Here is a 12,890-nt window from a genome sequence, read left to right as displayed (position 1 = left end):
CGGGGCCTCCGGGGGTGTGCGCTGTGCATGGACAAGGAGTTCGCTACTAGGGTCACTGACTGCACTACGGCCTCAACCCGAGCCGGTTGGCTTCAAAAGCAGAGAGACAGGAGGCTCGGTAGCACGTAGTCGTGCAGTCATCGGGCTTAATCCCCGGGCTGAGTCAGCCCCATGAACATCGTCCGGTGCAGGATGTCCACGTGCTTTCGGGAAACCTCCACCGCCTCCTCAACCTGACCAGCCCGCAGGGCAGCCACCAGGGCGATGTGGTCCTGGTTGGACTTGTGCAGCCTCTCGATGGGGTAGGGGATGAAGTGTTCGACGCCGTCACCACCCTCACCGAGGAAACCATCAACCCGCGCCGCACTGTGCCGCGCGCCATCATGCTGGTGGCCCTGATCGGCGGCGGCATCTTCGTGGCGGTGTCCTACGTGACCCAGCTGGTCCACCCCGGCGGCGTGTTCGAGGACTCGGCCTCCGCGGCCAGCTCCATCGCCCTGCAGATCGGCGGGCAGCTTTTCGGCGCCGTGTTCCTGGCCGGGCTGGTGGTGGCGCAGTTCGCCTCCGGTCTCGCCGCGCAGGCCAGCGCCTCCCGCCTGATCTACGCGATGGGCCGCGACTCCGTCCTGCCCAAGGCCGTCTTCGGCAAGCTCAGCGAGAAGTTCCACACCCCGGTGGCGAACCTGGTGGTCACCGGCGTCGTGGGCCTGATCGCGATCTTCCTGGACGTGGCCACGTCGACGTCGTTCATCAACTTTGGTGCCTTCACCGCCTTCACGCTGGTGAACGCCTCCGTGGTGTTCCACTATGTGCGGCAGCGCCGGGCCGGGCAGCAGCTGAACGCGGTGTCCTACGTGGTGGTCCCGGTGATCGGCGCGATCATCTGCGCGTACCTGCTCTCCCAGCTGGACAGCAACGCCATTACGCTGGGGGTGTCCTGGCTGGTGCTGGGCGTGGTGGTCCTGGCCCTGATCACCCGGGGCTTCAAGGCGTCGCCGCCGGAAATGACGGCCACGGAGAAGGCAACGGTCGAGGCTGCCGCCTGACCCTGACAGTGTAATGTGGCCGGTTGGTTGAGGGAAGGAACGCTCGTGAGGATAGCGCTGGGGCAGCTGGAGTCGGGCGCCGATATCCGGGCCAACCTCGCCGCGATCGACCGGTTCGCCGCGGAGGCCGCGCGCGACGGCGCCGCGCTGGTCGCCTTCCCGGAGTACGCCACCTACGAAAAGAAGAAGGTGGACGCGACGTTCCCCGGGGTGGCCGAGCCGCTGAACGGGCCCGTCTGCCGTGAGCTCGCCGCTATCGCCCACCACTACAGCATCGCGCTGGTGGCGGGCGTGGTGGAAACGTCGGACGAGCCGGGCAGGGCGTACAGCACGCTGGTGGCCTTCGGGCCCGACAGCGGCCGGCGGGCCTTCTACCGGAAGATCCACCTTTTCGACGCGCAGGGTTTCGGGGAGTCGACGTTCATCAAGCCGGGCCCGTCCACGGACCCTGTGGTGTTCGAGCACGGGGGAGTGCGGTTCGGTTTGATGACCTGCTACGACCTGCGGTTCCCGGAGCTGGCAAGGTCATTGGCCGACGCCGGCGCGCAGGTCCTGCTGGTCTGCTCGTCCTGGGTGCCGGGCGAGCATAAGACGGAGCAGTGGCTGGTTTTGAACGCCGCGAGGGCGATCGAGAACAGCGTGTACGTGGCGGGCGTGTGCCAGGCGCCGCCGGTGTCCGTGGGGCGGAGCGTGCTGGTGGACCCGATGGGGGTTGTAGAGGCTGATCTTGGGCTGGGGCCCGGGGTTCATGTGGTGGAGGTTTCACTGGAGACGCTGGACCGGGTGCGGGCGTCGTTCCCGATGTTCCGGCAGCGGCGGCTGCAGGTGGGCGGCCTTCGATCCATGTAGCGAACGCTTTGGACGAGAAACTCTCTGGCAATGAATCATCTGTTCTTTTGCTAAAGGCTGTGCTGCGTGAGGACGTAGTCCAAAGGGACAGACGTGATCCGAGGGAGAAAACCCTCAGAGCCCAAGACCGGGTACTAAGTTCCGCACGGCTATGATCCGTGAAAGTGCGTAAGGGGAAGCGCGTTCCGTCCCGTGAGGATCCGTCTTAGCCTATGTTGCGCAGAACTGTTGCGCAGAAGGCGTCAGGACATGATTGACTGTGGCCCTGGGAAGCACCGAGAACAACGATTCGCCGAAACCGGATTGCTGCGACTTCTTAGTAGGAGTTGGGGGAGAGCCGTCCTGAGTTGCCACGCAACACGGCCGCGTTGCTTGCGGAAGATTTCAGGAGCCTTCCGGCGCTTGAGTTGCCGGCGGAAGTAAGGTTCCAAGGGGTCTTGACCGACGTTTGCTGGCTAACTGGCGACGCCGCGTTGCTGGGTGAGTCGTAGAAGGCCACTTTGGCGTTGTATAGTTCCCTCCACTGCGGGTCGCTCTGAAAGTTGTTGCCGCCGCTCCACCCCTTACGCCACATCTCGTATCCAAGTAGCCAGTCTTCCGAGTGGGGTGTGTGCGCGTCCTCCGCCCTTTGTAGAATGGGATCTAAGTCCGGCCTGCGACCAAAGATTGAGCCGCGTTTGACCATGTCCACGAGCAGTAAAAGGCAGCAGTTGTCCTGCATTTGCGCAACCAGTCGCGCTGTCCTTGAATCCAGCTTGAGGCCGAGATTGATGAGTATATGGAGGCTCCATGCGACTTCAGATCCATGCTCGAAAGGTGCATGGTAGCTGCAGAGTTGATTGAGGGTCTTTTCAATAAGTTCATTATTTGTGGTCATCCCCCCGGTTTTAGCGCGGGAAAGCTCGTAGGAAACGAAGCGGAGGCAACTAGGATCGACGGTTACAGCAGCAAGCATGGACTCTTCGAAGGCTAGCCATCCGGCGCTCTCAAGGTCCAGGGTGCTAACGCGCGCAATAGCGTAGCTTATTACTGCATCGTCAGGGTTTTGGCGCGCGAGCCCGAAAGCGCGCGCGAAAAAGCTGCGTATGTCGTTGGCTAGCATTCTAGCGCTTGACGAAGTGCGAAAGATGAACTGGCTGAGATCTACACGCCAGGGAAAGTCGTGAGCAACCGGCCCTTCGACTATTTCGGTTTTTCTCGGATTCAGTGCTAACCCGTAGGCATGGAGGCTGGTGTCCCAAAGTGTTAGGAAGTCTTCTGCTTCGGCTCGCGTTTGTGCGAAGAACTCCATGTCGTCCATCAACCTAATTGCAGATTCGGCTACCTGTGGCATACCCATCTGCATTACCGCATCTACCGAACATAAAATTATTTCCGCCAGTAGCAGTGATGAGTCTGGGCCAACGGGTATTCCTTTTGTCTGTCCGTCCTGGCCATTTCGCAGAGCAAGATCCAATTTGGTGCCGAGGAGTTTCGAATTTTTTCCGGCGCTGGCTTTCGCAACAGCTTTGCCATGTAATGCCCATTCCAAGGAGTGAGTGTATATTGAGCCATAGCAATCACTTATATCCGCACGGACCGTAAAGCGACTGCGCCACATGCGCGAAAGCCTTGCGGAGGGCCGGTCTGAGAATGGTGTTCTGAAACTGAGGGCACGTTCCGCACTGGCGGGGGCTGGTACAGGCCGCGACAACGAGATCGAACTCGTAGCTAAATGAGCCTCTAGTGTGCTCCAATTGTCTGCGCATACTTTGATCAGTTCTAGTTGTGAGAATGGATTTGGTATAGCCAATCGTCTTCGGAGTGATCCAGGGCGAGCAAGATTTATTTCAACTGGCTTGGTCCACTTTTTCTTATTGCCTTGAACGTTCAGCCCTAATGCCGAGTTCCCAAAGTCCACAGTCGAAAAAACAGGTGGCAACTCACGCGGAAAAAACCCGCGCGTGAGTGTATCTCTTGCGTCCAATTACGTCAATTCCGATGGAGGAGCGCCCGTTCAGGCGTGCTCAAGTGGGGGCGGTAACAAGAGGATGATAGCAGTATCGACATACCGCTAGCCGGGACGGAGGCTAGGAGTTTTGGGAGGTGGAATCCTGAATGCGCCTTCAAGATAGTGCATTCCCGACGCGGTCAGGCAGGGGCCTGAAACCGCCGATCGGGAGCAAGCCTCGTCTACCTTGGCCGCAGGGACAAACGAGTAACGGGAGTGATCCTTCTAAGCAGTCCAAGCGTCACAGCGATGTATAAGCAGATGCTCAACTCGTTCTACGTCCTAGGGGTAGTCGAGGTCATTGGCCCCGATGGACGCGATGGAAGGGGGAAGTTCAAGCACGACCTCCGATTTGTGCCCTTTTACAGTCAGCGATGCCTTACGAGGGCTTACACGTTTCGGAAGTCTTCGGAAACCTGCCGACGGCCAGGGGCAGCGGGCTTTCCGAGAGTCGAATGGAACTCGTGGCGCAATATATTGCGTTGGTCCACCTTCACGGTGACGAGCAGTCTCAGCGGACGGTGCTCATCAGTCGGATGCGACCCGCCAGACGTAGCGCTGTCACGGACTCCTCTCACTGGCGATTGCCTTTTCATTTTCGTCCCGCCTCTTAGTACAGTGAGTGTGTGACGAACAATACGACCGGGCGAGCTGAATTAGCCGGAATTCTCACGCGCGCAGAGGAACGGTTGTGGGTCGATTTCCAGGATGCTGGCGCCTTTGATCACAGAGGAAATATTGGTACTGGGCGGGAATCTGCAGTAATCAGCTTTCTAAGGGCCCGCCTGCCGTCTCGCTACAAGATTGCAAGTGGAGAGGTCGTGGACCTGGCCGGCACTCGAAGCGGACAGATCGACGTTCTCATATACGACGGTTCGGTGACGGCGCCTCTTTTGATCCAAGACGATGATCAAGTTTTGCTAGCAGCAGAGGCGCTCCTGGCAACGATCGAAGTTAAAAGTAAGCTCACAAAATCAGAAACCGAAAAGGCAATCTCGGGCATTTCTAAGATTCGCCGCTTTAGGCCTTGGGGACTGGACTGGGCACGAAGTCGGCCTCGCGGGGCTCAGGCAGACGACGGCCTTCCTAGATACTTTGCTTCTGTCCTGGCCTTCGACAGCGATTTGAGTGCAGCAGATTGGACATATAAAGAACTCACGCGTTTCCGAAGTGCATGTTCAACGGCAGAAGTTCATGTTGAATATATTGACCGGGTTGCGGTATTGACTCGTGGGCTCATCCTTCCAGCTGAGGGCGCCGCTGTGACCCATGCTGAAGACCGTAAAGTCCTCGGTATGTGGTATTCAGCACTGCTGAATTTCCTCTCACGTGAAGCAGCAAGGCGGAAGCCGTTCCCTTGGGCCGATTATGAGTCGTGGGATGGAAGGTCTTGGGAACACGTGCTACCGGAGGAGTTCACTGCGCCTCCACCTGTGAGTTATTCGAAGACGAACATTGGAAAGTACAAAGCAGGTCGCTTGAAATCCTAGCGTCTTATAACCCGAGGTCTCGGGATAAATGGCCGCGGTTGCGTCTTACTGAAGGAAAGGCGCTCCTTGCCTACTACTACGTATCGGAAGAGGGTCAGGTGTTCACTGCAGTCAGAACTACCCGGATTTCCAGTGGATACTGGCCCAAACATAATTAGCAGAAAGCACGGAAAACGCTGGGCTTCGTCGACGACGATCGGCGTGACGGAGTGGAGGTCTATGAAATCACCCGGCAGCCGGCGATTGTTCGCTTCACCGACTAAATGACGAAGGCTCCGCCATTGCAGTTAGCATCTCGTTCGGGGTGTTCGAATGGTAGCAGCCTCAGCGGGCAGTCCGAATTGTCTGCGCTGATTGAGCCGCGGTTGCAATAGGGTCCAGAGGCTATTCCCGAGCCGCGGCTTCCACGCATGCTTGTTCACAGGTCCGACGGTCCTGCCCACACACTAAGACGGAAGTTCTGCCGGAATAGCGCTTTGGCGATTGTCGCCGCCACGAAATAACCTGGCGCAGTGAACGCATTCAATGGGGGACCAGGGGCCGAACCCCTGCCTGAGGGACTGTATGAACTTCTGAGGACGCATAGCCTGGATGTCCAGTTGGATGCGGTCCCGGAATTAGACCCGTCGTTCGAGACAATCGAAGATGATGAATCTGCGGACGTCCTCTCCCGTCACGTTGCCGCGATCGTCCGGACCGCGCTCGCCGATGAAAGCCCCAGGCGGCGGGTTCATCTTGCAAACCGCCTGCTTGCAGAGCTACAGCACCATGATCAAGTCGTCGTAGGGCCCCAACGGTTGCATGCCTTGTTCAGACCGAAAGCGCTCAAGCACCGGCAACTCCGGCGCCCCACCACAAAGTTGAGTGACTCCGCCCTGCTCACCAACAGCAAAGACGACCCGAACCTCGCGGCAGAACTCCGGGCCGAGATGGACTCCGCTGACACCGTCGACCTCCTTTGTGCCTTCGTTCGCTGGACCGGCCTGAGGCTCCTGCAGCCGGCGCTCGAGCAGCTCAAGGAGCGGGGCGCGAAGCTCCGAGTAATCACCACCACCTACATGGGCGCCACGGAGCGCCGTGCCATCGACGAGTTGGTTACCCGGTACGGGGCAGAGGTAAAGATCAGCTACGAAACTCAGGCAACTCGATTGCACGCCAAGGCCTGGCTGTTCCGCCGTAATACCGGCTTCCACACCGCCTACGTCGGCAGCTCCAACCTGAGCCAGGCTGCGCTCCTTGACGGGTTGGAATGGAACGTCCGGCTCAGTTCTGTCGCAACGCCGGCCCTCCTGCAGAAGTTTCAGGTCACCTTCGACAGCTACTGGCAGCAGCGCGCCTTCCAAAGCTACGACCCGGACCGCGACGGCGAAAGGCTGGACGCCGCACTGGAACGCAACGGCGGCCGCCGCACAGCGGCACCGGATGCTGCCACCGGCCTTGAAGTTCAGCCGTTCCTCCATCAGGAGGAGATGCTGGAGGATCTGGAAGCAGAGCGCCTCAAGGGCTTCAACCACAATCTCCTGGTCGCTGCCACGGGCACCGGCAAAACGGTTATCGCCGCTCTGGACTACAAACGGCTAAGCGAAACTGCCGGCAGAGACCTAAAACTACTCTTCGTCGCCCACCGGCAGGAGATCCTCAAGCAAGCGATGCGCACCTACCGCGACGTCATGCAGGACGGCGCCTTCGGTGAGCTTTACGTGGGGGAACACAAGCCGAAAGAGTGGAAGCACATTTTCGCCTCGGTCCAGTCGCTGTCCTCACTCGGCATCGAGCAGCTGGAGCCTGACTTCTTCGACGTCGTCGTCATCGATGAGTTCCACCACGCCATGGCGCCCACGTACCGCCGCCTGCTTGACCATCTGAAACCGCAGGAGTTCCTCGGACTCACAGCGACCCCGGAACGGGGCGATGGCATCGACGTCGCCAAGCAGTTCTTCGATGGCCGGATAGCGAGTGAGCTTAGGCTCTGGGACGCTCTGGACGCTGACCTGCTGGTGCCGTTTCACTACTTCGGCGTCTCCGATGACGTCGACCTGAGCCAGTTGGAGTGGAAGCGTGGCAACTACGACACCACCCAGCTGAGCGCCCTCTATACGGGCAACGACGCCCGCGCCGCCAAGGTGATCCGCGAACTCCGCGACAAGGTCACCAGGACAGACCACATGCGGGCAATCGGCTTCTGCGTCTCGGTTCAGCACGCCCGCTACATGGCCGAGGTATTCAACCGAGCCGGCATTGCCTCCGTCGCCGTCGACGGCACCACTGACAATGCTGACCGCGAGGAAGCCCTCCAGTGCCTGGGGCAGCGGGAGATCAACTGCGTCTTCGCCGTCGACCTTTTCAATGAAGGGCTGGACCTGCCGCAGGTGGATACCATCCTGCTGCTCCGGCCAACCCAGAGTGCCACGATCTTCCTCCAGCAACTGGGACGCGGGCTCCGCCGTGCGGAGGGCAAAGCGGTGCTGACGGTCCTGGACTTCATCGGCCAGCAGCGCCGTGAATTCCGCTTTGATCTCCGCTACCGCGCGCTGACGGGCTACGGGCGCAAGGAGCTGGAGAAGGCTGTCGAGGATGAGTTCCCGTACCTGCCGTCCGGTTCTCAGATCGTGCTGGACCGGGTGGCGCAGAAGGTTGTCCTCGACAACATCAAGGCACAGCTGCGGTTCAACCGGGCGCAGCTGGTCCGGGACATTGCTTCGTACGCCGAGACCGAGCTGGAGGCCTATCTGGAGCGGTCGGGGAACGAGGTGAAGACGATCTACCGTTCCACCAGGGACTCGTGGACCGGCTACCTCCGCCAGGCAGGGTTGATCGAGGGGTTCTCGCCCCTGGAGACCGTGCTTCGTGGGAAAATTGAGGAGCTGTCGGACGCGGAGGAAAAGAAGCTGCTGGGCCGCATGGCCGCGCTGATTCACGTGGACGATCCGGAACGCGCCGCTGCCTATTCCATGTTGGTTGCTCCAGACGCACCTCGCTACGCAGATCTTGGCATGCGCGTGCAAGCTTTCGCGCGAATGCTTTTTTACACGCTGTGGGATGACGGCGGCGGGTTTACAACGTACGACGGCGGACTGGACCATCTGCGCGGCTACCAGTTTGTGTGCCGCGAAATTCGTCAGGTCGTGAAGCTGGGAGTAGCGGCGTCTAAACACGCGGCGAAGAGTCTCGGGGCGGGGCTGCAGCATATTCCGCTGCTCTCGCATGCCACCTACCGGCGCGAGGAGGTTCTCGCGGCGCTTCAGTACGGCTCGCTGGAACTGGGCAAGAACGTGCAGCACCGCGAGGGAGTCGCGTGGTGTCCCGCAACTTCCACAGATGCCTTCTTTGTCACCCTGAATAAGGACGACAAGAAGCATTCGGCGACCACGATGTACAAGGACTACGCCATCAGCCCGGAGCTGTTCCACTGGGAGTCGCAGAACGCAACCTCACCCAGCAGTCCCACAGGGCGCCGCTATCTTGACCGGACTTCGCACGGTTCGAAGGTTCTGATCTTCACCAGGGACACTGCGGACGACGAGACCGGGCTGACAGTTCCCTACACGTGCCTGGGTCAGGTGGACTACGTTCAGCACACTGGCGAGAAACCGATCGCGATCACGTGGAAACTGCATCGACCGATGCCCGCGGACGTTTATGCAAGTGCGGCTGCCGTGGGGCAGTAGCGAAGGTCGATTCCGCCCCGAGTAATCCCACGGCCGAGGGCTGTCTATGAGGTTCCGGGAAATGGCAGTGTCGCTGGGGATTTGGCAGTCGAGGGACCTGCAATTCCTCCTCTGTCACCTAGCCGAGGAAATGAATCGGCAGGCACGCGTTGTGGACCCTCTTGCTGACCCCGATGAGTTCTCTGGTCCATTCAGACTGATCAGCAAGCCTATGCTGGTGCTGGAGAATCGGGACCATTCCGTACATTGCCAACGCGGCACCTAAGCAAGCTGTATCTAGTGCTAAGGCCATCATTTCTGGGCTGCACCGCTGCGACGCTGGAACACCATCGTAGTAGCCGCTGATCGTATGGAGCATGCCCAAAGGTGTGGCGTGGACGCCGTTGGACAATAGCTTGTATGCCAGCTCAACCCATCCCGGTTCAGCGAAGCCAATGTCCAACACCCGGAGCTGCTCAGCGGGAGAAGCAAGGCTGGGTCGCTTGATCCCGTTTGGCGTGCGCATTTTGTCCACGGCGAAGTTGCCACGCCCAAGTGGATAGAAGAGGCGTTCGCTAATTTCCGGCGCCACTCCACGGTTTTGGAGTTGATCAATCATTGACCTCTTGCGATAAGTGGCATCGTCCATGACTGCTATATAGCGATTCTCGACTTCTTGGACAGAAAGCCGATGGGTTTGCCAAGCAACACGAGCACCGTGTTCAAGGAGCAGCCGCGAAGCGCACACAAGCAAATAGGGAGAACTCCCGTCGCGTAGGGAGTTAACGACGACGCGCACTAGCTCCAGTGTGGTGTAAAACGGGAGCGCCGATGTCAGGTTTATGTCTCCTGATTCGATCTCTCCTAGTGCTGGAGCAGATGCGTAGAGGTCCACTAGTGGCTGAGCCGCTGCGATTGCCCCTTCAAGAAGTGAATTGAGGAGAGATGTTGGGCGCCCGGCATTTGAGTACGGAGACTGAGTGGCAGCGGGTCGCGCAACGAGATCTTTTATAGATTTGGTTGAGGGTGTAAATCCAATGAGATCTAGCTTGTGATCGAGATGGCAGACGGCAACGAGATCGGTAACTGTCGAATCAGTCTCCAAACCTCGGACAGAGGCAAGCGCCGTCCCTGTAACCTGAGCAAAAAGTGCAGCCATGGGGACGGTTGCTGTGGCGCCGAGATGACCGGAGTCGCGCGAGACCGAAGTCCAGGAAGCAGCGTAATTAAGGTGGCCACACATGCCTAGCAAATTTGCCACCGGCGCAGGCAACTCCGTCACTGCTTCAACGGTAGCCGGCACCCGGCGAGCAAGGTCGATTTGAAAATTGGGTAGCCCACGAGCGGCATGAGCACGAGCCAGGCGATCCGTCGGAATTGGGTTGCACCAGCGGTCAATATTCGGAACAGACAGATCACTCTTCGAAATGAACTCGTGAAGTGAGTCTCGATCTGAGGCCAGAGTGGACTCTAGAGCTGCAGTACTGCCTGAGGATGAGCCCATCCATCTACTTGACAGGGCTGATTCCAGCACCGTCCGTGATAGGGCTCCGGCTAGAACAGCGCTGTCGCCGCGAACCAAGAGCCCATAAACCTCATCGGCTCGATTGACGGCAGAGAATTGATGTAGTTCGGCGAGTATGTCTGGAGTCGATGCCGACTCCCTCAATTCGAAACCACAGTTTGCCTTGTCCATCAAAACGTCAAGCTTCTGCGTAACGCTGCCCGTGTTGGGTGCACTGGATTGAACGGTGGAACTTGTCATTCGCTGACCAAACCTTCCTGCTTGGTAACGTCTACTACTGATATAGGCGAGGAAGAGCTGGCGGCAGCTGCATGTCCATCTCGCAACCGACACGCAAGTGTTTCTACCGCCAGTTCCATTGGAAGCGCAGCAGAGAACTTCAATCCCTGAATCATCTGGAGGGGAACGAAGGGTAACGCGACAGCCACTCGGCTCGCGGCCTCGCGGAGATCAGCAATGGTTACCGAGATCGGCAGGCGCACCACTGCATTGTCAGCACGCGCATCATCGATTCCTAAAGCAGCCAGTAGAGTGAGGTTTGCTTTCAAGCCGGCCCAAGTCCAGAACGCCTGAGTCTCTTCAGCACGCCGCAGAACAAGTCCAGACTGCTCCACGGTCTCCGACTGACTGGCACGGAGCTGGGGCAAATGTTCTTGTGCGCGTTTCGATATCTGTACCTCCGGGGTTGCACCGAGGAGGATCTCGCGCATGGCCTGCATCATCGCGTAGGATTCAGCGACACTGCCGCTCTGCCACCGCGACGTTCCCTTTTCGGCCATTTCGCTCACGCGAACAATATGTCGATCCCAGTCCACCGTCTCCACGAGCCAAGAGCGTCCGGAAAGCAGCAACTTACGGGCAGCACCGCTTGGACCGCTTCCCACCAGACTTATCGGCGCCACGGAGCCAATTTCGCGCTGACCAGCGATCACGGTTAATTCGGGCGCGGCAGTAAACGCACTTAATAAGTCCATGAAATACCGACGGCCAAACTTCTTTTCAGCCTGAGGTCCGATGAAAAGCAAACCACCGTCTTCTGCCAAGAACTCTTCATCTCGGAGAAAGTCCAGAATCTCGCTAGCGCGGTCCATAACGACAAGGTTTCCCCACCAGTATGGCACCGCATCCGGTGAGAACTGCCCTTCCTGCAAAGCCAAGGCCATTATCTGTTGTGCAGCTATATGGTTAGGCGCCACGGGCGGTTCAACAGCCTCAATAAAACTGCGCTTCCAAAGCAACAAGATAGCGGCCGCCCGAAGTAGTGAGTCGTAGTTGGTGGTGAGAAAGAGCGCATTTCGGCGCGATCCGGGTCGCCGCCCAGTGCGTCCCAACCGTTGCAGGAACGAAGAGACAGTCCACGTTGAGTCGATTTGAATTACCCGGTCCAGATCGCCGACGTCGATTCCGAGCTCCAGGGTGGACGTGGCAACGATTACGCAGTCGCGGCTCTCTGCAAATGCTTGTTCGCTGAGCCTTCGTTCGTCCGCAGACAGGGACGCATGCGAGACGAATGCGGTAACTCCACGCTGCCGCAATGCGTAGGCGAGTTCTTCGCAGTCTGATCGCGACACGCAGAATGCAAGCCTCTTTTCTCCGTGATGCAGCTTGGAAATGACTTGGGCTGCATTGTCAATTGATCCAACGTAGTCGAGCACGACCTCCGCCTCAGTAGCCTGGGCCGCTTCCTCCGAGACCACCACCGACGGCTTTCTCTGAAGCAATGCTGATCCCTGTAGCCAATCCAGTATTTGTTGCGGGTTGCCGACGGTCGCTGACAGACCGACGCGCTGAATAGGTCTCCCTGCAGTGCGCTGCACTCGCTCTAAGACAGATAGCAGGTGCCAACCTCGATCATCACCAGCGAAGGCGTGGACCTCGTCAACAACGATCGCCTTGATGTTGGCGAAAAAGGAATCGTGGTCCACGCGCCGTGAAACCAACATTGATTCCAGTGATTCCGGGGTTGTCAGCAATATTTCCGGGGGATTGCTGAGGATGCGCCTGCGCTGGGAAGGTCCGACGTCGCCATGCCAGAGCTCGGAGCGCCGGCCCACCCATGAGGCATATGAGTTGATGCGGGGCTGCAGGTTGTTCAGGAGCGCCCGGAGTGGAGTCACGTATAGGACGGACAGGCCGGACCATCCACCGTCTATCATCTCCGAGAGTATGGGGAAGACTGCCGCCTCGGTTTTACCACCGGCAGTGGGCGCAAGTAGAAGGCAATCCGACCCCGACCGAATTGGTTTCACTGCAGCTCCCTGGAGTGGTCGCAACGTGGACCACCCCAGTGAATTCACAATGTGATACTCGACAGCCTGGTTCAATCCAGTGGAGTCACTCATG

The 12,890-nt window shown here is 58.9% G+C and carries 7 protein-coding genes; 4 read left to right on the top strand and 3 right to left on the bottom strand.

Features of this window, described 5'->3' with window-relative positions; translation table 11 throughout:
• Window positions 1-200 precede the first annotated feature (200 nt).
• Window positions 201-1,046 carry an APC family permease gene (locus QFZ60_RS15405; protein WP_307091551.1) on the top strand — a complete coding sequence of 282 codons (846 nt, stop codon included), beginning with the start codon at window positions 201-203 and terminating at the stop codon, window positions 1,044-1,046.
• A 45-nt stretch (window positions 1,047-1,091) separates the two neighbouring features.
• Entirely contained in the window at window positions 1,092-1,895 is an 804-nt protein-coding gene (locus QFZ60_RS15400; RefSeq protein WP_307091548.1) for a carbon-nitrogen hydrolase family protein, read from the top strand.
• A 316-nt stretch (window positions 1,896-2,211) separates the two neighbouring features.
• On the opposite strand, the gene QFZ60_RS15395 is transcribed toward QFZ60_RS15400, so the two are convergent.
• The gene (locus QFZ60_RS15395) at window positions 2,212-3,495 is read right to left on the bottom strand and encodes an RNA-directed DNA polymerase (RefSeq protein WP_373427687.1); all 1,284 of its coding nucleotides are present in this window, start codon (window positions 3,493-3,495) and stop codon (window positions 2,212-2,214) included.
• A gap of 1,016 nt (window positions 3,496-4,511) precedes the next feature.
• Between QFZ60_RS15395 and QFZ60_RS15390 the strand changes: the two genes are divergently transcribed.
• Window positions 4,512-5,375, top strand: a complete 864-nt coding sequence (locus tag QFZ60_RS15390) for a DUF6602 domain-containing protein (protein WP_307091544.1) — start codon at window positions 4,512-4,514, stop codon at window positions 5,373-5,375.
• Between the two features lie 548 nt (window positions 5,376-5,923).
• The gene (locus QFZ60_RS15385; protein WP_307093342.1) at window positions 5,924-9,043 is read left to right on the top strand and encodes a DUF3427 domain-containing protein; all 3,120 of its coding nucleotides are present in this window, start codon (window positions 5,924-5,926) and stop codon (window positions 9,041-9,043) included.
• A gap of 118 nt (window positions 9,044-9,161) precedes the next feature.
• Here the strand turns inward: QFZ60_RS15385 and QFZ60_RS15380 are convergent, their stop codons facing one another.
• Together QFZ60_RS15380 and QFZ60_RS15375 are read right to left on the bottom strand one after the other, a co-directional pair.
• The gene (locus QFZ60_RS15380) at window positions 9,162-10,787 is read right to left on the bottom strand and encodes a hypothetical protein (RefSeq protein ID WP_307091542.1); all 1,626 of its coding nucleotides are present in this window, start codon (window positions 10,785-10,787) and stop codon (window positions 9,162-9,164) included.
• Window positions 10,784-12,889: a DEAD/DEAH box helicase gene (locus tag QFZ60_RS15375; protein ID WP_307091541.1), complete on the bottom strand. Its 2,106-nt coding sequence runs from the start codon at window positions 12,887-12,889 to the stop codon at window positions 10,784-10,786. The genes QFZ60_RS15380 and QFZ60_RS15375 overlap by 4 nt, the downstream gene beginning before the upstream one ends.
• Between the last annotated feature and the right edge of the window lies 1 nt (window position 12,890).

This window comes from Arthrobacter sp. B2I5 (genome assembly GCF_030816735.1).
Taxonomy (GTDB): Bacteria; Actinomycetota; Actinomycetes; order Actinomycetales; family Micrococcaceae; genus Arthrobacter.
The sequence above is the reverse complement of the archived record's forward strand: the minus strand, read 5'-3'. Positions and strand labels throughout refer to the sequence as shown.